23 protein-coding genes and 1 pseudogene are annotated in these 20,699 nt (G+C 71.6%); 12 read left to right on the forward strand and 12 right to left on the reverse strand.

Annotated features, from left to right (window positions below; genetic code table 11):
* Positions 1–252: 252 nt before the first annotated feature.
* Positions 253–546 carry a hypothetical protein gene (locus ABTY15_RS02045; protein WP_350574599.1) on the reverse strand — a complete coding sequence of 98 codons (294 nt, stop codon included), beginning with the start codon at positions 544–546 and terminating at the stop codon, positions 253–255.
* A gap of 305 nt (positions 547–851) precedes the next feature.
* On the opposite strand from ABTY15_RS02045, the gene ABTY15_RS02050 reads away from it, so the two are divergent.
* Positions 852–1,649 (forward strand): MBL fold metallo-hydrolase, encoded by a 798-nt coding sequence (locus tag ABTY15_RS02050; RefSeq protein WP_350574601.1) that lies wholly within the window; start codon positions 852–854, stop codon positions 1,647–1,649.
* Between the two features lie 7 nt (positions 1,650–1,656).
* Here ABTY15_RS02050 and ABTY15_RS02055 read toward each other — a convergent pair whose 3' ends face one another.
* Positions 1,657–2,643, reverse strand: coding sequence for a quinone oxidoreductase family protein (locus ABTY15_RS02055; protein WP_350574603.1), 987 nt, complete (start codon positions 2,641–2,643; stop codon positions 1,657–1,659).
* 108 nt (positions 2,644–2,751) lie between these two features.
* Here ABTY15_RS02055 and ABTY15_RS02060 point away from each other — a divergent pair, with 108 nt between their 5' ends.
* A complete protein-coding gene (locus tag ABTY15_RS02060) occupies positions 2,752–3,081 on the forward strand; it encodes an ArsR/SmtB family transcription factor (RefSeq protein ID WP_350574605.1) in 330 nt (109 codons plus the stop codon).
* A 5-nt stretch (positions 3,082–3,086) separates the two neighbouring features.
* Here the strand turns inward: ABTY15_RS02060 and ABTY15_RS02065 are convergent, their stop codons facing one another.
* Both ABTY15_RS02065 and ABTY15_RS02070 read right to left on the reverse strand, forming a co-directional pair.
* On the reverse strand, positions 3,087–3,650 hold the full coding sequence (locus ABTY15_RS02065; RefSeq protein WP_350574607.1) for a hypothetical protein: 564 nt from the start codon (positions 3,648–3,650) through the stop codon (positions 3,087–3,089).
* Between the two features lie 208 nt (positions 3,651–3,858).
* On the reverse strand, positions 3,859–4,626 hold the full coding sequence (locus ABTY15_RS02070) for a CDP-alcohol phosphatidyltransferase family protein (RefSeq protein ID WP_350574608.1): 768 nt from the start codon (positions 4,624–4,626) through the stop codon (positions 3,859–3,861).
* 248 nt (positions 4,627–4,874) lie between these two features.
* On the opposite strand from ABTY15_RS02070, the gene ABTY15_RS02075 reads away from it, so the two are divergent.
* Both ABTY15_RS02075 and ABTY15_RS02080 read left to right on the forward strand, forming a co-directional pair.
* Entirely contained in the window at positions 4,875–5,438 is a 564-nt protein-coding gene (locus ABTY15_RS02075) for an NUDIX hydrolase (RefSeq protein ID WP_350574610.1), read from the forward strand.
* Between the two features lie 52 nt (positions 5,439–5,490).
* The gene (locus ABTY15_RS02080; protein ID WP_350574612.1) at positions 5,491–6,174 is read left to right on the forward strand and encodes an HAD family hydrolase; all 684 of its coding nucleotides are present in this window, start codon (positions 5,491–5,493) and stop codon (positions 6,172–6,174) included.
* Between the two features lie 25 nt (positions 6,175–6,199).
* On the opposite strand, the gene ABTY15_RS02085 is transcribed toward ABTY15_RS02080, so the two are convergent.
* Together ABTY15_RS02085 and ABTY15_RS02090 are read right to left on the reverse strand one after the other, a co-directional pair.
* Complete coding sequence (locus tag ABTY15_RS02085) at positions 6,200–6,892, reverse strand: YidC/Oxa1 family membrane protein insertase (RefSeq protein ID WP_350574614.1); 693 nt, start codon at positions 6,890–6,892, stop codon at positions 6,200–6,202.
* A 98-nt stretch (positions 6,893–6,990) separates the two neighbouring features.
* A complete protein-coding gene (locus ABTY15_RS02090; RefSeq protein ID WP_350574616.1) occupies positions 6,991–7,284 on the reverse strand; it encodes a DUF6412 domain-containing protein in 294 nt (97 codons plus the stop codon).
* A gap of 180 nt (positions 7,285–7,464) precedes the next feature.
* Between ABTY15_RS02090 and ABTY15_RS02095 the strand changes: the two genes are divergently transcribed.
* On the forward strand, positions 7,465–7,749 hold the full coding sequence (locus ABTY15_RS02095) for a type II toxin-antitoxin system Phd/YefM family antitoxin (RefSeq protein ID WP_350574618.1): 285 nt from the start codon (positions 7,465–7,467) through the stop codon (positions 7,747–7,749).
* Complete coding sequence (locus ABTY15_RS02100) at positions 7,742–8,164, forward strand: type II toxin-antitoxin system VapC family toxin (protein ID WP_313763913.1); 423 nt, start codon at positions 7,742–7,744, stop codon at positions 8,162–8,164. Before ABTY15_RS02095 ends, ABTY15_RS02100 begins: the two co-directional genes overlap by 8 nt.
* Positions 8,165–8,275: 111 nt before the next feature.
* Here ABTY15_RS02100 and ABTY15_RS02105 read toward each other — a convergent pair whose 3' ends face one another.
* Complete coding sequence (locus ABTY15_RS02105; protein WP_350574620.1) at positions 8,276–9,364, reverse strand: Gfo/Idh/MocA family oxidoreductase; 1,089 nt, start codon at positions 9,362–9,364, stop codon at positions 8,276–8,278.
* 13 nt (positions 9,365–9,377) lie between these two features.
* Positions 9,378–10,052 carry a MarR family winged helix-turn-helix transcriptional regulator gene (locus ABTY15_RS02110; protein WP_350574621.1) on the reverse strand — a complete coding sequence of 225 codons (675 nt, stop codon included), beginning with the start codon at positions 10,050–10,052 and terminating at the stop codon, positions 9,378–9,380.
* Between the two features lie 149 nt (positions 10,053–10,201).
* On the opposite strand from ABTY15_RS02110, the gene ABTY15_RS02115 reads away from it, so the two are divergent.
* Together ABTY15_RS02115 and ABTY15_RS02120 are read left to right on the forward strand one after the other, a co-directional pair.
* Positions 10,202–10,759, forward strand: a complete 558-nt coding sequence (locus ABTY15_RS02115; protein ID WP_350574622.1) for a carboxymuconolactone decarboxylase family protein — start codon at positions 10,202–10,204, stop codon at positions 10,757–10,759.
* Positions 10,760–10,866: 107 nt separating this feature from the next.
* A pseudogene (locus tag ABTY15_RS02120) lies at positions 10,867–11,244 on the forward strand (HAD family hydrolase); the annotation flags it as partial.
* Between the two features lie 222 nt (positions 11,245–11,466).
* Here the strand turns inward: ABTY15_RS02120 and ABTY15_RS02125 are convergent.
* Together ABTY15_RS02125 and ABTY15_RS02130 are read right to left on the reverse strand one after the other, a co-directional pair.
* On the reverse strand, positions 11,467–11,787 hold the full coding sequence (locus tag ABTY15_RS02125) for a hypothetical protein (protein ID WP_350574624.1): 321 nt from the start codon (positions 11,785–11,787) through the stop codon (positions 11,467–11,469).
* Positions 11,788–11,967: 180 nt separating this feature from the next.
* On the reverse strand, positions 11,968–12,747 hold the full coding sequence (locus tag ABTY15_RS02130; RefSeq protein ID WP_350574626.1) for an HAD-IIA family hydrolase: 780 nt from the start codon (positions 12,745–12,747) through the stop codon (positions 11,968–11,970).
* A gap of 339 nt (positions 12,748–13,086) precedes the next feature.
* On the opposite strand from ABTY15_RS02130, the gene ABTY15_RS02135 reads away from it, so the two are divergent.
* Complete coding sequence (locus ABTY15_RS02135) at positions 13,087–13,893, forward strand: class I SAM-dependent methyltransferase (RefSeq protein ID WP_350574628.1); 807 nt, start codon at positions 13,087–13,089, stop codon at positions 13,891–13,893.
* Between the two features lie 11 nt (positions 13,894–13,904).
* Here the strand turns inward: ABTY15_RS02135 and ABTY15_RS02140 are convergent, their stop codons facing one another.
* Complete coding sequence (locus ABTY15_RS02140) at positions 13,905–14,645, reverse strand: phytanoyl-CoA dioxygenase family protein (RefSeq protein WP_350574630.1); 741 nt, start codon at positions 14,643–14,645, stop codon at positions 13,905–13,907.
* 434 nt (positions 14,646–15,079) lie between these two features.
* Here ABTY15_RS02140 and ABTY15_RS02145 point away from each other — a divergent pair, with 434 nt between their 5' ends.
* Positions 15,080–15,853 carry a TauD/TfdA family dioxygenase gene (locus ABTY15_RS02145; RefSeq protein WP_350574632.1) on the forward strand — a complete coding sequence of 258 codons (774 nt, stop codon included), beginning with the start codon at positions 15,080–15,082 and terminating at the stop codon, positions 15,851–15,853.
* A gap of 192 nt (positions 15,854–16,045) precedes the next feature.
* Here ABTY15_RS02145 and ABTY15_RS02150 read toward each other — a convergent pair whose 3' ends face one another.
* Positions 16,046–17,416 (reverse strand): NsdA family TPR-like regulatory protein, encoded by a 1,371-nt coding sequence (locus ABTY15_RS02150; protein ID WP_350574634.1) that lies wholly within the window; start codon positions 17,414–17,416, stop codon positions 16,046–16,048.
* Positions 17,417–17,745: 329 nt separating this feature from the next.
* Between ABTY15_RS02150 and ABTY15_RS02155 the strand changes: the two genes are divergently transcribed.
* Together ABTY15_RS02155 and ABTY15_RS02160 are read left to right on the forward strand one after the other, a co-directional pair.
* Positions 17,746–19,167 carry a putative PEP-binding protein gene (locus ABTY15_RS02155; protein WP_350574636.1) on the forward strand — a complete coding sequence of 474 codons (1,422 nt, stop codon included), beginning with the start codon at positions 17,746–17,748 and terminating at the stop codon, positions 19,165–19,167.
* 74 nt (positions 19,168–19,241) lie between these two features.
* Positions 19,242–20,672, forward strand: coding sequence for a Gfo/Idh/MocA family oxidoreductase (locus ABTY15_RS02160; protein WP_350574638.1), 1,431 nt, complete (start codon positions 19,242–19,244; stop codon positions 20,670–20,672).
* Positions 20,673–20,699 lie beyond the last annotated feature (27 nt).

Genomic DNA, 20,699 nt, shown 5'->3' on the forward strand with positions numbered 1-20,699 from the left:
GCGCCTCATCTGGCGGTCGAACAGGGCGAGCACTTCTTCATGATCCATCCGCCCACTCCAGCATGAGGGCTGCCGACCGAGCAGGAGTTCGCCCGGGCGCACGGGGCCTCCGTGAGCACCGTCCGCCGCGCCGTCGCCGAGCTGGTCGCCGAGGCACTCGTGGTGCGCCGCGGCTGGGCCGACTTCTCGCGCAGGGCCGTGGTTGGCACGGATCCGGGGAGGGCGGGATGCCCGCCCGTCCCCGGAGGTCCGTCAGTAGCAGCGGTAGTCGTTCGTGCCCTGGTAGCTGCTGCTTCCGTTCACCGACCAGTAGTAGACGGTGTAGTGGCCGTACCGGAACCCGTTGCCGCCGGTGTAGGTGTACTGGAGGTACTGGGTCCAGCCGGTGGCGCCGCCGTTGGCGCTGTTGTTGTTGGTGTACGAGCCCGGGCAGCCCAGGCCGGTGAGGTTCGCGGGCCCGGTGGCGGCGGAGGCGGTGCCGGTGAGGCCGAGGGCGAGCACCCCGGCGACGGCGGTGGTGACGGCGGCCTTGACGACAGTGCGCATGGTTCCTTGCCTTTCGTTGGGACGGAAGGTTCACAGGAAGTGCCGGCCCCGGTGTCGCGATCACCGTCGGCCGCGGAAGATCCTCTGGTCCCGCCCGCCCGCGCGTCAATGGTCTGGACCAAAATTGGTCTGGACCGAACGGGAGGGCGGCCACCGCCCCCGGTTTCGTCCGGAATCCGGAACGTCGGTGCGCTGAGCTGGAGTTGACTCGAAGGCCCTCGGTCGCCCGGCCGGGTCGTTCGAGGACTTCGTCGCCCGGTCCGCCGCCGGGGGCCGCTGGAACTGACCTGCCGTAGGCTTCCGGGATGCTCGACGATCGGCTCCGCCTCACCGTCCTGGGAAGTGCCAGCCCTTACCCGGGCCCGGACAACCCGTGCTCCGGCTACCTGGTCTCCAGCGGCGCGACGCACGTCTGGGTCGACGCGGGCACCGGGACGCTGGGCCCGCTGCGACGGCACGTGCGGCTGGACGAGCTGTCGGCGATCTGGATCTCGCACCTGCACGCCGACCACTGCGCGGACCTGCTCACCGCGTTCTACGGCGCCCGGTACGCGGACCTCCGGCTCGCCGCGCCGATCCCGCTCTACGGGCCGCCGGGCATCGCCGACCGGCTGGCGGACTTCCTGACCAACACGGCGGTCCGCAGCCCGATCGAATCCGCTTTCGCGGTCACCGAGTTGACCGACGGGCACCGGGTGTCCGTCGGCCCGCCCGGTGAGCCGGGCCAATCCGACCAACTCGTCCTGACCAGCCGGGCCGTGCGGCACGACGTCCCGGCGTTCGCCCTGCGGGTCGACGGCGCCGGCCGGTCGCTGGTCTACTCCGGGGACTCCGCGCCGTGCGCCGCCCTCACCGAACTGGCCTCCGGGTGCGACGCGTTGCTGTGCGAGGCCGACCTCGCGCAGGCGCCCGCCGCCGGCGAGCCGCAGGTGCACCACACCCCCGAGGACGCCGGTGACACCGCCACCGCCGCCCGGGCAGGCCGCCTGATCGTCACCCACCTCGGGCCGTTCCTGACCCCGGAGCCGGCGGTGGCCCGGGCCGCGACCCGGTTCGCCGGACCGGTCGACTACGCCGCGCCGGGCAGCCGCTTCAGCCTCTGATCCTGGCTCAACCGCCGACCCGGACGACGTACTTGCCGGTCGCCCGCCGTTCCGCCATGGCGTCGTGCGCGGCGGGGACGTCGGCGAGGCCGGGCAGTTCGGTGACCGGCAGCTCCAGCCCGCCGGCGGCGAGCAGGTCGACCACCCGGCGGATCGCGCGGGCCAGTCGGTCCGGGGCGGTGGCGGCCAGGAAGCGGTGGCTGAAGCCGGTGACGGTGAGGTTCCCGGCGATCAGCCGGCTCAGCGGCGGCAGGTCGGCGACGGCGCCGCCGCCCGCGTTGCCGAACAGGACGATCCGGCCGCCCGGCGCGGTGACGTCCAGGTCGAGCTCCAGGGCCTCGGTGCCCAGCGGGTCGAGCACGAGGTCGACGCCCCGGCCGTCGGTGGCCGCCTTGACGGCGTCGCCGAGGCCTCCGTCGCGGGCGAAGGCGGCGTCGTACCCGGACGCCACGACGGCCGCGGCCTTCTCCGGGCGGCCCACCGTGCCGATCAGCCGGCCGCCGCCGAGCAGCGGGACCAGCTGGGCGATCGCCCCGCCGATGCCGCCGCCGGCCGAGTGCACCAGGACGGTGTCGCCGGGGGTGAAGCGGCCCGCGTCGGTCAGCAGCAGCACGGCGGTGGCCAGGCCGAGCGGGACGGCGGCCGCCTCGCGCAGCGCGAGCCCGTCCGGGAGCGGCACGGTGAGCGCGGCCTCGGCGACCACCACCTCGGCCAGCCCGCCGCCGACCGGCGCGGCCACCACCCGGTCGCCCACCGTCAGGCCGGTGACGCCCTCGCCGACGGCCCGGACGGTGCCGGAGACCTCCTTGCCCGGCCGGTACGGCCAGCCACCCGCGTAGGCGGCGTCGCCCCGGCGGGTCATCACGTCGACGAAGTTCAGCCCGGCGTAGGCGACGTCCACCGCCACCTGGCCCGGTCCGGGCTGCGGCGCCTCGACCTCCTGCACCTCCGAGTTCTCGGCCCCGCCGGGTGCGGTCATCACCAGTGCGCGCATGGCGCTCCCCCTCAACTACGATGTTCGACGAACGACGAAATTGACGTGCCCAGTGGTACCACGCAGTTTCGATGATTGTCGAACATCCGAGATCAAGGAGGTTGGCCCGTGTCTCGCAGCAGCCGACGCCGTACGCCGCTCGCCCACCCCGCGACCGGCGAGATCGACCTGCTCGACGTGCTCCACGCGCTCTCCGACCCCACCCGGATGACCATCGTGCGCACCCTGCGCGCCGAACCCGAACGCGCCTGCGGCACCTTCCCGGTGGACGTCGCGGCCTCCACCCTCAGCCACCACTTCAAGGTGCTGCGCGAGTCCGGCCTGATCCGCCAGCGCGAGGAGGCCAACCGCCGGCTCACCGCCCTGCGCGCCGCCGACCTGGAGGAACGCTTCCCGGGCCTGCTGGACACCGTCCTCACCGCGTACGCGCAGGGGTAGGGCCGTCAACGACTCAGCTGGGCAGAGGCCCGGTTTCCTCCTGCGCGGTGCCGGCGGTGGTACGAGACGGTGACGGCCGCGAGCAGCGGGCCCCAGGCGACCGCGGGCAGGTAGAGGAAGCCGACCAGGGTGTGGCCCAGCGGGGTCATGTTCGGGTGCGATACCGCCCACCAGGCAGCGAACGGGGTCCACAGGACGACCAGCCCGGCGGCCCCCAGTGAGGCCGCGAGGACGACCCGGCGCGGGTTCAGCCGCCGCCCGCCGAGGACCGGGAGCCAACGCGGCGCCACCGTGCCCCAGGACTGCACCAGCCCCAGGGTGAGCAGCGCCAGCGCCTCGGTGAGCACGCTCAGCGTCACCGGCCACACGCCGTCCCACCCGGTGAACCCCACCGCGCGGTAGCCCTCGTCCGTGTAGCCGCCGTGCCAGCCCGCGACCAGTGCCAGCCGCCACAGGCCCGCCGGCAGCGCGGTCACCGCGGCGACGTGGGCGGCGCGAACGGCCCAGCGGGGCGGCGGCGGAACGGAACCGGCGGCGGTGGTGGTGGCGGCGGTCTGCGGCGTCGTCATGCGTCCACCCTCCCGCCGGGGCCCGGTCCGGGTCGTCCGCCCGCCGACGGGCTTCGCGCCGATCCCTCCCTCGGGCGGGGGAGCCGCCCGTCATCGGCGCGCCGGAGCCGGGCCCGTCGGCACGTCAGCCGATGCGTCAGCCGACACGTCAGCCGACACGTCGGCCGACACGTCGGCCGATGCGTCGGCCGGTACGTCGGCCGGTACGTCAGCGCAGGCGCGAAGAGGACAGGATCGACGCCAGGTGCGCCACCACCATGCCCCAGGTGATCACCGTGATGCCCGCGACCGTCGCCCGGGTCGCGTCGAGGTTGCCGAGCCCCGCGTCCACGACGGCCGCCGCCAGCAGCACCAGGGACGCCTCGATGCCGTTCGTCACCCGGTGGATCTTGAACAGGGAGGCGAGCCGCCGCGCGGTCGCGATGCCCTGGGAGCGCGGCTGGGTGGACTCCTCGTCCGCCGGCGGACGCCCGCTGCGGGCCCGGGCCACGTCCACCAGGTCCGTCGAGGCCTTCAGCAGCACCACGCCCAGTGCCGCCGCCAGACCCACCGAGACCCACAGTTCCGACCCGCCCCGGGCCGCCCGCACGCCCGCGCCGATCATCAGCGCCGCGTCCGCCAGGTAGGCGCCGAGCCGGTCGACGTACACCCCGGCCATGCTGAACTGGCGCTTCCAGCGGGCCACTTCGCCGTCCACGCAGTCGAAGAGCAGGAACAGCTGGAACAGCACCGCCGCCAGCACCGCGCCGGTCAGACCGGGGATCAGCAGGGCCGCACCGCCGCCGACCCCGCAGACCACCATCACCCAGGTGAGCGTGTTCGGCGACACCGACGTGCGCACCAGCCGCCGGGTCGTCCGCAGCGAGAGGCGCCGCATGTACAGCCGGCCCGCCCAGTGCTCACCGTTGCGGCTCTGCAGTTTGGCCTGCGGCTGGCAGACCTCGCGCAGCTCCGCGAGTGCCGGAGTAGCCACCATGACGAATCCCTCCACCTGTTCCGAGACGACCCCCCGGCACAGGCTAAGGCCTCCCGGACACCCCTCCTGACCAGCCCGAACCGGCCCGCACACCCCCGGGACCGCGCAAAAACGGTGTGCCGACGCACGACCCCCCGGGCTAGGCTGCGCGGGTTCGCCGCAACCGCGGGGCCGGGCCCGATCGCCCGCCCCCGCAAGCCGGTTGGGGCGAGGACCAGGCCCCCGGGACGGAACGAGGAGAGCTGACCATGGTGACCACGGGCGCGGCGCAGAGCCCCGGCCTTGCCGAGCTGCTCGACCGCCACCGGCCGCAGGGCCCCACCGAGACCGCCGACCTGGCCCGCGCCCGCCGCCTGGTCGGCGCCGCCGACGCCTGGGACCGCGGCACCCCGCTGCACTTCACCGCCTCCGCGCTGATCGTCCACCCGCCCACCCGGAGCGTCCTGCTGCGCTGGCACGTCCGCCAGCAGGCCTGGCTCCAGGTCGGCGGCCACGGCGACCCGGGGGAGACGCTGCCCCTGGACATTGCCCTGCGCGAGGGCCTGGAGGAGACCGGGCTGACCGACCTCGCCCCGTGGCCCGACGCCGGTCTCGTCCACCTCGCCGTCGTCCCCGTCCCGGCCTCGCCCGTCGAACCGGCTCACGAACACGCGGACCTGCGCTTCCTGCTCGCCACCGGCACCCCCGACGCGGCCCGCCCGGAGAACCCGGCCTCCCCGCTGGAGTGGCTCACCGTCGACGAGGCCAGGCAGCGCACCACCGAGGCGAACTTCCGCGAAACCCTCGACCGCGCCGCCCGCCTGCTCGCCTGACCTCGACCTCGACCTCGACCTCGACCTCGACCTCGACCTGGAGAACCCCCGGATGCACACCGACCAGATCCTCGTCTTCGACGCCGACGACACCCTCTGGGAGAACAACGTCCTCTTCGAGCGCGTCATCGACGGCTTCCTGACCTGGGTCTCCGCCCCGGCCGACCGGGACCGTGCCCGGACCGTCCTGGACGAGGTCGAGGCCGCCAACTCCGCCGCCCTCGGCTACGGCACCGCCGTCTTCCGGCAGAGCCTCGCCGACTGCGTCCAGCGGCTCACCGGCCGCATCCCGTCGGTCGAGGAGCAGGCCCGGATCGACGAGCTGCTCACGCCGCTCACCACCCGCGAGGTCGAGCTGATCCCCGGCGTCGCCGACACCCTCGCGCAGCTCGCCGAGCGCCACCACCTGCTGCTGCTCACCAAGGGCGACCAGGACGAGCAGCAGAGCAAGGTCGCGGCCTCCGCGCTCGACCACCACTTCCGCGGCGTCCACATCGTCGCCGAGAAGTCGGTCGACACCTACCGGCGGCTGACCGCCGAGCTCGGCCTCGACGTCGACCGGACCTGGATGATCGGCAACTCGCCCAAGTCCGACATCGCGCCCGCCCGCGGGGCAGGCCTGCGCACGGTCTTCATCCCGCACGAGCACACCTGGGTGCTGGAACACGCGGAGCTCGGCCCGGACGAGGCGACGCTGCAGCTCAAGACCTTCCCCGAACTGCTGCGCCACTTCTGACCACGGCCATGACGGGCCGGTACGGCTACACCACGAGCGCGGCCGCCGGGGCCTGCGCCCCGTCCCGGTACAGCCAGGCCCGCTCGGTCGCCGACCAGACGCTCGTCGTCAGCAGGTAGAGCCCGGCGGCGACCGGCACCAGCGCCGCGAACAGCACCGAACCGAACGACAGGTACGGCAGCAGCCCCGCCCCCGGCTGGGGCGTGGGCTGCGCCGCCGCCGCGCGCCGGGCCCGGCGGAAGTTGACGAACCCGACCGCCGCCAGCCCCGCGTACAGCAGCCCGAACACCACCAGCTGCCCGGCCCCCTGCGCACCCCCGACGTGCAGGCCCAGCGGAACCCCGAACAGGGTGTGGTCCAGCAGGTCGTTCGGGGTGGTGAAGAGGCGGTACATCACCGAGAAGAACGGGATCTGCACCAGCACCGGCAGACACCCCGCGAACGGCGAGACCTGCTCCTTCCGGTACAGCTCGGCCAGCGCCTCCCGCTGCTTCTCCGGGCGGTTCTTGAACCTCTTGTTCAGCTCGGCGACCTTCGGCGCCAGCCGCGCCCGGGACTTCTCCCCGCGCGCCGCCGCCCGCGCCAGCGGGTGCAGGGCCAGCCGGACGGCGACGGTGAACAGGACGATCGCCAGGGCGGTCGGCAGGACGTGGGCGAGCGAGGCGACGGCGGCGTGGGCCACGGCGACGGCCGGGTCGAGGACAGCGAGAACGGACATGATGGAGCGAGCCCTCCGGGGTCTCGGAACACGAGTGGTCGACGGAGGACGGCCGCGGAACTACGGCGGACTGCCCGACTGCAACGGGCAGTGAAGGACTACGCGGCCGCCAGGGCCGCACCCGGTGCCCTCGGGCGTCGCCTGCCCCGGGCATCCGGATCACGCTGCGGAAGGAAGGCCGTACGGAACGCCCGGCGCCGCAGCACACCGCTGCGCACCACCGCGGGCGCCCGCGCCCCCAGCAGTCGCGCCCCGGCCAACGTGCCCGCGACGGCTCCCGCCACCAGCACCACGGCCGCGACCGCCGCCACCGACGTCAGCGTCCGCCCGTCGGCCACCCACTCCCCGGTCAGCACCCGGAGCAGCCCGAGCAGCATCGCGACGATGTTCATGCCCCGCTCTCCCCTCGGTGCCGCCGTTCCGGGCGCTCCGGCTACTCCGGGCGCCTCGGCTGCTTCACAGATCGAGGACGATCATAGGGCTCGCCCGGTTCCCGTTTCGAGACCCGCACAGGACCGGGGCCCGTGCGGGATCCGTAGCCAACGGTGCTACACGGGGCTACCTTGGGGAGCATGAAGACGATTACCCAGCGGGAGTTCCGGAACAACTCCGCCGCGGTGATGGACGCGGTGGAGGCCGGGGAGACCTTCCACATCACCAGGAACGGGGTCGAGGTCGCGGAGCTGCGGCCGGTGGCGGGCCGGCGGCGGCTCACCGCGGAGGAGCTGGTGGCCCGGCACGTGAAGCTGCCGCGGGTGGACTACCAGGAGATGCGCAAGGAGGCCGAGGAGTACTTCGGGCCGGAGGAACTGGTGGGGGACGAGGGCGACGACCCGTTCGAGCGGCGGCGTGGCTGAGCGGCGGCGGGCGCCCCGGCGGCGGCCGGCCGGGGTGCTGGACACCTGCGTCTACATCGACCTGGCGCTGCTGAGCCCGGCCGATCTGCCGGCCGTCCCGGAGCTGACCGCGATCACCTTCGCCGAGTTGCAGCAGGGCGTGTCGATGGCCCGCGACCCGGTGAGCCGGGCGGCACGGCTGGAGGTGCTGGGCGCGGCGATGGCGGACTTCGACCCGCTGCCCTTCGACGCGGCCGCCGCGGCCCGCTACGGCACGCTGGTGACGCTCACCATCGCGGCGGGCCGACAGCCGCGGCCGCGCCGGATCGACCTGATGATCGCCGCGGTCGCCTCGGCGCACGGCCTGCCGCTCTACACCCGCAACGTCGCGGACTTCCGGGGGCTGGGCTCGGCGGTGGAGATCATTGGGATTTGAGGGTGCCGGCGCCGAGCCGGTCCTCGCCGGTGACCTGCCGCTTCCCCAGAGGGCTCATCTGACGATCGCATGAGCCGAGCTGAGGGGGCGGCAGGAACCCGGTGAACCTCCTCAGTCCAGCCGCACCGTCGTCCCCGTGGCGGCCGAGGCGCGGGCGGCCTCCAGGACGGTGAGCGTGGCCACCGCGTCGTGCGGGTCGACCGGGGGCGGGGTGCCGGGGGCGGCGAGGGCGGCGGCGATGCCGGCGTAGTAGGCGGGGTAGTCGCCCGGGTCGGTGGGGAGGGTGATGGCGGACTCGTCGGTGCCGAGGGTGCCGTAGTGGGCTGGCTGGTCGGTTCCCCAGGGGCGGCTGTCGTCGGGGCGCAGGCCGGCCCGCAGGTCGGCCTCCTGCGGGTCCATGCCGGGCTTGACGTAGCCGGCGGTGTCGCCGAGCACCCGCAGCCGCGGGCCGATCAGCGGGGTGATGGCGCTGGTCCACAGGTGCGAGCGGGTGCCGGAGGCGTGGGTGAGGGCGAGGAAGGCGTCGTCGTCGACGACCGCGCCGTCCCGGCGGACGTCGATCTCCGCGTACACCGTCTCGACCGGCCCGAACAGGGTGAGCGCCTGGTCGACCAGGTGGCTGCCCAGGTCGTACAGCGTGCCGCCGACCTCGGCGGGGTCGGCGAGCTCGCGCCAGCCGGCCTTGGGCTTGGGGCGGAACCGCTCGAAGCGGGACTCGAAGCGGTGCACCCGGCCGAGCGCGCCGCCGCGCACCAGCCGGGTGGCGGTGAGGAAGTCGCCGTCCCAGCGCCGGTTCTGGAAGACGGAGAGCAGGACGCCCCGGGCCTCGGCGAGCCGGCACAGTTCCAGCGCCTCGGCGGCCGTGCCCGCCAGCGGCTTGTCGACGACGGTGGCCAGCCCGGCGCGCAGGGCGGCGCGGGCGAGCGGGGCGTGGGTGCGGTTGGGGGAGGCGATGACGACCAGGTCGAGCGCGTCGGGGTCGGCGAGCAGCTGGTCGGGGGTGTCCAGGGCGCGGGCGCCGGGGTGTTCGTGGTGCAGCTGGGCGCGGCGCTCGGGGTTGGCGGTGACCACGGCGTCCAGTCGCAGCCCCGGGGTGGTGGCGATGAGCGGGGCGTGGAAGGCGGAGCCGGCCAGGCCGTAGCCGATCAGGCCGACGCGGAGCGGCCGGTCGGGCAGGGGGTGGGGGGTCTGCGGTGTCATGAGCCCCACTCAATCACGGGGTGCCCGGTTGCTCCTGGTTTCGGTGGGGGTCCGTGCTGCCGGGCACCTCTGCGCTGTCCGGGAAGACCGCCGGTTCGTGGTCGGGGCAGTCGAGGCGCAGCCGGCCGTCGCCGAACGGCGCGTCGACGAAGTCGCAGTGGTGCGGGGCGTGCGGGTCCTCGGGGTGGGCGTCGGGCCGGTAGAAGCGGCAGGTGACGCAGGTGCGGGAGACCGGGATGGCGCCGTGGCGCTGGAGCGTGCGGATCATCGTGGTGGTGCCCCGGAGCATGGCGGCGACGGTGTCCCCGTCGAGGGCGTCGAGCGCCTCGGCCAGCGGGGGCGGGACGACGGCGAGCCGTTCGGCCTCGGTGCGTCCGGACTCGGTGAGGCGCAGGGTGACGGCGCGGGAGTCCGCCCGGTCGCGTTGACGGTCCACCAGTTCCTTGCCGACGAGGGTGCGGACGGCGTCGCTGACGGTGGGTGCGGTGGAGGCGAGGGCGGTGACGATCTCGCCCTGGCGGCGTGGCCGTTGGTCGCCGGCGAGGAACAGCAGGATGTCGGCCTGGAGCGGGGTGAGCCGGACCGGCCCGCCGTGGTGCCAGGTGCTCAGGCGGACGGCCTGGCCGAGCCTGGTCAGTCCGATGAGCAGCTGTTCGCTGGGCGAGAGCCCCGGCAGCTGATCCGCCATCGCGTCCGGCCTCCTTCCCGTGGGCCTGTGGGGGTGCGCCTTCCGGCCGCTCTTGCATTCTAGGCAGTGCCAACTATATTTGGCTCTGCCAACAACAACTTGGCACTGCCAACGAACGTGAAACGCGAACCGCGAAACGGAGCACAGCCATGCCTCGACTCGGCACCGTCGACCCCGCGACCGCCGAACCCGCCGCCAAGGCCCTCCTCGACAAGGTCGAGCGGGCCCTCGGCGTCACGCCGAACATGATGCGTGCGATGGCCTCCTCGCCCGCCGTCCTCGACGCCTACCTCTCGTTCAGCGGGGCCCTGGCCAAGGGCCGCCTCGGGGCCGGTCTGCGCGAGCAGATCGCCCTGGTCACCGCCGTCGAGAACGCCTGCGACTACTGCTTCGCCGCCCACCACGTGCTCGGCGCCAAGGCGGGCGTCAGCCAGGCCGACCTCGCCGCCGGCGGCCACGCCGCGGCCGCCGACCCGAAGGAGGCCGCGGCCCTGCGGTTCGCCCGGGCGGTGCTCCGCAGCAAGGGCTTCGTCTCCGACCAGGACCTCGCCGACGTCCGGGCCGCCGGCTACGGGGACGGCGAGATCGGCGAGATCATCGGCGCGGTCGCGCTGAACACCTTCACCAACTACTTCAACTCGGTCGGCCGGACCGAGATCGACTTCCCGGTCGTCCCGCTGCCCGAGCCCGCGCCCGTCCACGCCTGAGCCCGTCCGGGCCCGAGCCGTACCGGCCGCCGTCGACCACCTGTGCGGACTACGCTGTGCCCCGTCAGGGCATCGCACGACGTTTGCAACACTCGGGAGACACGCACGTGGCAGACCGCAAGCCCATCGAGTCCTGGCTGACCGACATGGACGGCGTCCTCATCCACGAGGGCACGCCGATCCCCGGCGCGGAGGAGTTCCTGCGCAGGCTGCGGGAGTCCGGCAAGCCGTTCCTCGTCCTCACCAACAACTCGATCTACACTCCGCGCGACCTGAGCGCCCGCCTGGCCGGCATGGGCCTGGAGGTGCCGGAGGAGTGCATCTGGACCTCGGCCCTGGCCACCGCGAAGTTCCTCAAGGGGCAGCGCCCCGGCGGCACCGCGTACGTCATCGGCGAGGCCGGTCTCACCACCGCCCTGTACCAGGCCGGTTACGTGCTGACCGACAACAACCCGGACTACGTCGTGCTCGGCGAGACCCGCACGAATAAAACGTGTTTGCCCCTGACCTGCGGTTCGTTGCCACCTGTCACAGATCGACTACAGCAAGCTCGACACTGCGAAGGCCCTCCCACAATAGCGGGAGGGCCTTCGGCGTTCTATGGGGTTCGACAACTTCGGGTGGGCGCCTGTCGGCACCACTTGGCCACGTGACGGCGGGAGGCCGTTCCGTGAGGTACCGAGCCCCTCGCCAGTCAGCGGGGTGCGCTACAGCGCTACGGGTTGGCAGGGGGCGGTCCACATCTCCCGTGTGACCTGGGTCCAGCCCTGGTCGGTTTTGCTGTCGGCTCGGGCGGCGACAGCGACGACGAACCCGGCCGCTTCAGCCGCCTGTCCAGCTTCGTGCAATGGGGGGACGGGGACGATGTCGCCGCTGACGTCGATCAACCACCGGCCCGGATCGTCGCGATGGGCAGTGGTGTGACGGTCGGCCGGGCCGAGGTCGATATTGGATTCAGTCACGACAGCGCGATCGGGGCCGACGATGCACATCGTCCAGCGGTCGCGCCACACGGAAAGCTCTGCCATGAACAGGGCAGGCAGTCCTGCGTGGGTAGGGTCAGGACCTGCCACTCTCTGCTCCTCAAGGCGAAACCATCGGTGTGGACGGATCCCAGACCTTAGCCGCCGGGAGTGACAAGCGGCCCAGATCGACTTGCCCTCCCGGCGCTTCTCGGTCGGATTAGCACCCGAATTTCGCTCGGTCCCTTAGACCAGGTCGACCAGGTCGGCGATCGACTTGACCACGTGGGTCGGACGGTACGGAAAACGTTCGACGTCCTCGGCCTGAGTCAGCCCTGTGAGAACCAGGAAGGTCGTCATTCCTGCTTCCATGCCGGAAACGATGTCGGTGTCCATGCGGTCCCCGATCATCGCGCTGTGCTCGGAGTGGGCGCCGATGGCGTTAAGGCCAGCGCGCATCATCAAGGGGTTCGGCTTACCCACGAAGTAGGGCTCGACGCCCGTCGCCTTCGTGATGAGGGCCGCCACGGCTCCCGTTGCAGGGAGTGCTCCTTCAGCGGACGGGCCGGTCTCGTCCGGATTGGTGGCGATGAACCGAGCGCCGTCGTTGATGAGGCGAACGGCCTTGGTCATTGCTTCGAAGGAGTAGGTTCGCGTTTCGCCGAGAATCACGAAGTCGGGATCGGTGTCCGTGAGAACGTAACCGACATCGTGGAGTGCGGTGGTAAGCCCAGCTTCCCCGATGACGTAGGCGGTTCCGTTCGGACGCTGATCAGCGAGGAACTTCGCCGTGGCCAGCGCCGAGGTCCAGATGTGCTCAACCGGCACGTCGAGTCCCATTCGGGCGAGCCTGGCGTGCAGGTCGCGCTGGGTGTAAATCGAGTTGTTGGTCAGCACCAGGAACGGCTTTCCAGAGTCCCGCAGCTTGCGGATGAACTCGTCCGCCCCCGGGATCGGGGTGCCCTCGTGAATGAGGACCCCGTCCATGTCGGTCAGCCATGACTCGATGGGCTTGCGGTCTGCCACGTTGGTGTCTCCTTGGTCTTGCGATGGATCTGAATCGCACCGGACCGGACACCAGCGGCCGGTCGGGCGCCACTGGCTGCCCCAACTCGGGCCAGCCTAGTCGTCTGGGGCCTTTGCTTGCAGGGGCTGTCGGGCTGGCGGACACATTGCACAAGAAGTCCGAGGCGCCGAGGTCGCGCGTGCCGAGTACGGCCACGGCACTGCAACGTTTCAGAGGCCAGCTGTGTCTGATGAACCAGCGCCGACTGGCTTTCAAGCGTGGACACTTGGACCGCCGCTCGACTCCCGGAGGCTGGACACCGACCGCTGTGGCTGGTGCGGCGGTGGCAGGATGGCTGCGTGGCGGACACGAGGAATGAGCCGGCCGAGCTGTTCGACGGCACGGCGCCGTACTACGCGGCCTATCGGCCGGGCTACGACGAGCGGATGTTCACCCACGTCGCTGAACGCATCGGCCTTGACGGAACCGGGTGCGCATTGGATTTGGGCACCGGCACTGGAGCGGTGGCCCTGCCCCTGGCCTGCCTGGTGAGCTCGGTGATTGCCGTCGATCCGCAACCGGGCATGCTTGCCGAGGCCCGAGCGCTCGCCGCAGCCGCCAGCGTGACCAACATCGAGTGGCGTCTGGGCGAGGCGGCGCAACTGGCCAGCATGGACCTGCCGCCGCTACGGCTGGTGACCGTCGGAGCCGCCTTCCACTGGATGGATCGTGTCGCCGTCGCCCGGGATCTGGACGCTCTCATCGATGAGGGAGGTGCGATCGTACTGGCCTCCGGCGGGCCTCGGGGTGACATCGCGCCGCAGCCCTGGTCGGAGGTGATCAGGGAGGTCCGGGTTCGATACCTCGGCCCGGAGCGCCGGGCCGGGCGCGGCACCTACGCGCACCCGGCCGGGCGCCACCAGGACGTGCTGGCCCGCTCCCCGTTCTCTCGGATTGAGACCGCACACTGGGACCGGACGATCACCCGGACCGCGGACGAGGTGGCCGGCCTGCAGCTCTCCTACAGCTACAGCAGCCCGCGCCAACTCGGCCCGGATACGAAGGCGTTCGTGAACGACGTCCGCGACGCCCTGCTGGCCTTCGACCCGTCTGGCACCTTCGAGCAGACGATCCGCACGGAGGCGATCATCGCGCGCCGCCCGTGACGAAGCCCCGACTAATCCGGCAGCGCGAACTCCGACAGCGGGTCCGTCACCGCTGCACGCCAGCGTTCGCGATGGCCGACGGTGCGCAGCCGGAAGTACACGGTCTCGCGGCGCTCGTCGTCGGCGGTTCCGAAGTGGCCGCCGATGTTGTGGGCGAGCAGGTAGTGGACGAGGACCAGGCTTCCGACCGCGCCGGTCACCTGGAGCGGGGCGGGCAGGTCCACGGGCGGGTAGGGCGCGGCGTCGCGCAGGGCGTCCGCGCCGTGGCGGCGCAGCCACGCTGCCGTGCTCAGGTGCGTGCCCGGCCACACCCACAGGTTGCCGCGGTCGCGCTGGCGCTGGTCAGTGAGTAGGAGGCCGGCCAGGACGGTGAACGTGCCGGGGCGGCCGTCGTCCTCGGTGGGGGTGAGGCCGTCGATGTGAGGGGCGCCGGGGTGGCGTGGGTGCGGAGGCAGGGTGATCGCCAGCTGCGCGACCTCCGGGTCCGGCAGGGCGAGGTCGGGCCGCAGGAACGGGCGGACGGCGCTGTTGATGCCGCTCTCCTCGTAGAGGGCGCGCAGGTCGGCGTGATCGGCGAGGGCCGGCCACAGGAAGTACGGACCGGTGCGGCCGGACTCGGGCGGTTGGGCCGTAACGTGCCGCGCGAGCGTCGAGCGCCAGTGGTCCACCTGCTCGGCGGTGAGCACATCGGGCAGAACGCAGTAGCCGTCACGCTGAAATTCCTTGCTCAGAGAGCGAGTTGTCGTCTCCATCCTGCAATAGAAGCGGCAGTGAGCTGGGGTGGGCAACAGGATTTCCACCGCTTGTACGGTGGCGGGCCAACCGTCCGACCGGCACTGAGTTGGGTATTGCTCGCTCGGCGGGGGCCCCGTCTTGGCAGCATCGGGCTCGTCGTTGCCGTCTGTTGACCCCCATCCGGCTGTTGACGGTTCCCGCCTGTCGTCTCGTGTTGCCTTATATGTCGCGGCCGTTGCCCAGAGAGGCGCCAACGTCAAGGCTGGGGTGGACGACGGCATCGGCACCGACCACGTGACGGCCAGGCCGACCAAGCCAGTCCGTCCGCTCGCCGCGCTGGGCACCGCAAAGGAGCCTGGCGCCCTGGACAGATCGGCCAAGAGCGCGCGATGTGTCTGACTCGAGACCGCCGCAGGAATACCGCACAGCACATGCAAGAGGAGGCTCGCACGTGACGGATCTTGAACTGATCTCCGAAGTGAATGAACGCGGGTACGCCGTCATCTCGGCGCTGGTGACGGCGGATGACCCGTTCGACGCGCACAGGAACATCGCCCGATCGCTGGGCCTGTCCGACGCCTACACGCCGGTCCTCTACAGGGACCCCGAGGTGTGTGACGTGGTTGGCCAGGTGGGGCCGTACAACGAGATCCCCCGGGACAGCACCTCGGTGCTGCCGTGGTCCGAGATGGCGGGCCAGCAGTTCCACGTGGATGGTCTGCTGGAACCCCTCGGTGGGATCAAGACGACCGTTCTGCACTGCCTGGAACCGGCGCACACCGGTGGCGAGACGGAACTGTTCTTCTCCTGCGAGGCGTTCTTGAAGCTGTCGGTGGCCGATGAGGACGCGGCGATGAGCCTGCAGCACCCTGAGGCGTTGACGCGGTTCGCGACCATCGCCGTTGCGGACCCCGCGCGCCTTGGCGCCGCAGGGCCGGCCTTCGGCCGGGTCGATGGGGAGCTGGTCACCCGCTTCTCGGACGGGACGACCGAGCTGTGGAACACTCCGGGGAATCCCGCCCTGCAACGGGCGTTGGACTACCTTCGCGGACCGGCGGTAGAAGCGCATTCCGCTCGCATCCGTCTCGCACCGGGGGAAATGTTGATCTTCCGGAACGACCGGGTCTCGCACCGTGGCTGCGCCTACCGGAACGGCGACCGGCCGCGCAGGCTCACCCGCTCCATGTACAGCAGTGCTCCGTACCACCGGACGCTGGACAGGTAGAGCCGCGCCTGGTGCCCAACGCGGATTTCGGACGGGCGGTGCGACTCCGGGAACAGGCGTTCAGCTGGATTTCGCGCCGGACGTCCAGGTGCATACCCCGTCTAATCGGCCGGGCTCGCGGGCCTGGCCGACAGACGGGTGAGCCTCCTGGACGTTCGGTGCCGTCGGCCCGAAGGGGCCGATCGCTTGAGGTCAGGCCGAGATGCTGAGGAACTCGGCGACGGTCGGGACGTGCCGGTGCCGGCGCAACTGTGTGCGCAGGTCGGCGAGTGTGGTGGTGGAGCGGGCTGAGTCGACGCCGCCCATCGCGTCGATGACGTGGTGTCCGATGGTGACGGCGGCGTCGAGTTCGCCGAGCGCCAGATGGGCCTCGGCGCGTCGGGCCTCGTAGATGACGGTGCCGCGGATCTCGCGTTCGGTGTCGTACGGGTCTTCCTGGGTGGCGGCGGCGGTGAAGTGGTCCAGGGCTTTTCGAGGCTCGCCCAGGCTGAGCGCCGAGCTCGCGGCGACTTGGTGGATCTCGCCCCGTGACAGCCAGTACAGGGCGGGCAGGTCGGCCTCGATCGCTTCGGCGCTTTCGTATGCCGCGAGCGCGTTGTCGATGTGACCGTAGGCAGCGGTGCTCTCGCCGGCCTTGGAGTGGGCTCGGGCCGCGCGGGCGTGGAGCATGGCCCGTACGCGGGGTGAGGAGATCTTCTTCCGGTCGGACATCGCCGCGTCGATCAGGTGCAGCGCGCCCCGGGGATCGCTCTTCTCGGCGTTGTAGCGGAGGTTGGCCCAGAACCCGAGCACGAGGGCGCCCAGAGTCGGGTCCTGGGCGGTGGCGGCGGCGCGCAGGGCGGTGACGAAGTGCCGCTCGGCGGCGGCGTGCCGGCCCTCGTCGTAGGCGCACCATCCGGCCAGCCGGGACGCCTCGGCTGCGGCGGCGAACAGCCGGCGGCCGGTCTCCTCGGTGTAGGTGGCGTTGATGATCCGGTCCCGGATCATCTGCAGTTCGAAGACGGCGCCTTGGTAGACCTGCTCGGATCCCACGGTGTCGTCGAGATGCCGAAGTGCGTCCAGGCGAAGTTCGAAGAGCTGGGCGTCGCTCGTGCCGAGCCTGCGGCCCGTGGTGGGGAGGGCGAGCGAGGGATCGGCGGTTTGCCACTGGGCGAGGATCGCCCCGAGCGCGCCGGTGGACGTGATGAGGAAGGCGCGCCGGTCCACGTGACCTCCTAGGTCAGTCAGTGAGAGGACCGTACCCGCTGCCGTCCAGGGCGACTCCAGGATGACGCCATCGTCGTGGAGAGCCAGGTACAGGAAGTCCGGCCAGCCGTACCGGTCGACGTCTGTGAGGGCGATGCCGTGGTAGCGGGCCATGGCCAGCAGCGCAGGCCGTTCGGGGGTCACGCCCTTTCGTGTCCACCGCGTGAGCTTCTCCCTGCGGACAGCCATCGCTCCGAAACCCAGTTCCTGGTGCGCCTGGTCAATCCGCGTGAGGTAGCGCGTGGCACTGAGCCCGTCGCGGACCAGCAACGCGGTGAGCGGGTGGATGGACTGCCCGACCTCGACCGCCTTGGCCACGATGCCCTCCCTGCAATGGTGTCGGCTCCAGCTTTGACGATGCGTCACCACTGATCAAGTCCCATGCACCCGAAGGCAACAGGGAGCAACACGAGGCAGCGCGAGGCAACGCGCGGCAGCTTCCGTCACCACCCGGTGCGGGCGGACAGTAGCGATCCCGCGGGCCTGCCGACCTGGTGAGCCCGCCGCGCACGGAACTCGCACGGCCGGCGGCCCGCGCCAGTTTGCGGCCACAACGGTTCGCCGCAGCAGCGACCTTGCCCAACGCCCGGTCGGTCGCACCCGGCGCACCTCGGACGATCCCGGTTCCCGACGAGGGAGGCACCGACATGAACTCCACGGCCAGCAGCAAGGACCCGACCCAGGACATCGAGGGCGGCAGCGCCGGGGACCTGCGCGCGAACGGCGTCAAGGACAACCCGCTGGTGTTCTCCGGCTGTGTCATCCGGCACGATGGAGCAGCTGGCACCCGCGGGTTCGCGGTGGCCCCGGCGCGCCAACTGCATGGCCCTCAGCCCGAAGTCGACGGACCCTACATCCTGATCGCCTACGACCTGACGCCCGCGGACACCTCCGCCCTGGACCTCACCCGGATCGCCGCGTTCTGCACGGCCGCCGGAGGCCCCACCTCCCATGCCGTGCAAGTCGCCTACAGCCTCGGAATCCCGACGACCGTCGCGGCTGGCGACTCGGTTCTGGCCGTCCCGGACGGGGCGATGTGTGCCCTCGACGGCGACACCGGCGCCCTCTACAGCGGGCTGTCGGGGAGCGACCTGGCAACCGCCACCGCCCACCGCGACCGCCGGCTGACCAAGCCGCGAGCGCGAGCCAACGCGGGGAACGCGCCGGTCATCCTTACGGGGACGATCACGCGGGCGTCCCAGGCTGCCGAGCTCGGCGAGGCCGGCGCCGACGGCCTCGGCCTGCTCGCCACCGAGCTGCTGTTCCTCGGCCGGGAACAGGACCTCACCGACGAGGAACAGCACTACCGCGCCTACCGTGAGATCGCCCGTGCCGTTGACAGTGCCCCCGTGACCCTGCGAACGCTGGACATCGGCGGCGACAAGGACATGCCGGCACTCGGCCTGCCCCGCGAGGACAACCCGTTCCTCGGCGTGCGCGGCCTGCGCCTGAGTCTGCGCCGACCGGACCTGTTCCTGCCGCAGTTGCGGGCCGCCTACCGGGCCGCCCGCGACGACGGAGCCCAGCTGCGCCTGATGTTCCCGATGGTCACCCGCATCGAGGAATTCCTCCAGGCCGCCGAGACGGCCCGCAGGGTGCAGGAGGAGATGGACGCCCCCGCCCTCCCGCTCGGCGTGATGGTTGAGGTCCCGGCCTGCGCCCTGGCCGTCGACCAGTTCGCCGGACACGTCGACTTCCTGAGCATCGGCACGAACGACCTCGCCCAGTACCTGACGGCCATGTCGCGGACCAGCGCGGACCTCGCCCGCGACATCGACCCGCTGCACGTAGCCGTCACGCGCACCGTGCGGGCGGTGGCCGAGACGGGCGCCGACCACGGCATCCCCGTGTCCGCGTGCGGAGGGCTGGCGGGCGACCCGGCGGGCGCCGTCGTCCTGGCCTCACTGGGCGTCACCGCACTCACCGTCGCCCTGCCCTACCTGCCCGAGGTGCGCGACGCCCTCGGCCGCACGGACACCGCCACCTTGGCGACGATCCGAGACCACGCCCTCAGCACCGGCGGCAGCCGGTACCTGCGGGCCTTGGTCGCCGAACTGCTCGATCTCTGAGCAGACCACCACCCGCCTGCCCAGTCTCACTCCTGATGGGCTGCCACATCGTGGCGGCTCGGGAAGGCACCACCATGCCCTCACCTGCACCGCAGCCGATCAGCGTCCTGCTGGTCGGCGGCTGCGGCCACTGGGCCGCGGCCGAGAACCACATCCCGGCCATCCTCGCCCTCCAGAGGAACGCAACCCCCGTGCGCGTGGCCGCCATCTGCGACCCCCGCGACCCCTACAACCCGGCGCTCCTGGCCCATATGCCCGACCTCGACACCCTCGTTCAGCGGGACAAGCCCGTGTGGATCAAGCCCCGTCCGGGCGAGACATCCGACCGGCTCGAGCACCGCCTGCAGCAGGCCCACCAGGAACACCGCTTCGACGCGGTCATCGTCGCCTGCGACCCCGTCGCCCACTACCCCTACCTCAAGTGGGCCACCGACCAGGGTATCCACGTCCTGTGCGACAAGCCGATCGTCTGCGTCGAGGATGCCGCCTGGAACCCCGAGCGCGCCTCCGAGATCCACCACCGCTTCGACACGCTGCTGCGCGCCCACCGCGCTCACCCTGGCCACCTGTTCGCGGTACCTCTGCGGCGACGCGCCAACGACGCCTTCTTGCACGTCGGCGAGCTGATCCGCGAAATCCACGACGACCACAAGCAGCCCCTGACCATGGGCCGCATCGACGTTGCCGGCGGTCACTTCCGCCTCCCCGAGGAGTACGCGCTCGGCAACGCCCACGGCTACACCCACGGTGTCGGGGCGCTCAGCTTCAGCAGCTACCACTACCTCGACGAGCTGACCCGCTACCTCCTGCTCGCCCCCGGCCAGATCAGCGCACTGCGCCTGACCCTGCAGTACGTCCGCCGCGTCGGCGACCACCTGGCGACCGGCCAAAACGATGCCCTCGCCGCCCTCCTGCGGCTCCGTTCGGAGGCTGATCTGCCCGCTGCGGACCTCCCCGAGCGCGTCCTTCTGGCCGAGATGGACTTCGGCTTCACCGTGGAACTCCTCGACTCCCGGCAGCGCTCTCACGGCGTCCTCACCTACACCTTCACCTCCAACTCCCTCTCCAACCGAACCATCGGCACTCTGGCCCGCGACGCCAAGGACGACGTCGCGTTCCGAGAGAAGGGCCGCATGTCGCAGTACGTCATCGACCTGCATCAGGGCAACCTCCAGCACGTGCGGCTGACCAAGAACGACGCGGTCGGCGAGACGTACACCATCCGTGTCGAGCACCGGCGCAACCCGTTGATCAGCGCCACGGGTCGACTGGAGACCGTCTACGAGAACGCCCACACCAGCAGCGCCGTCACCCCCCGCGACATCACCGCAGCCTTCCTCTCGATGGCCGCCGGCCGCACCACCAGCTCGGACGTCACCGACAAGATCGCATTCCTCGACGGCCAGACCCTCACCCACCAGGTCTACGCCGCCATGTACCAGCTGATCGCCACCAGCCACCACGATGCGATCCCCTGCCCGTCGATCCTCGTCGACCTGCCCTGACCCACGGCGCATCACAGACAAGGAGCC

Source organism: Kitasatospora sp. NPDC097643, assembly GCF_040302625.1.
Classification (GTDB): domain Bacteria; phylum Actinomycetota; class Actinomycetes; order Streptomycetales; family Streptomycetaceae; genus Kitasatospora.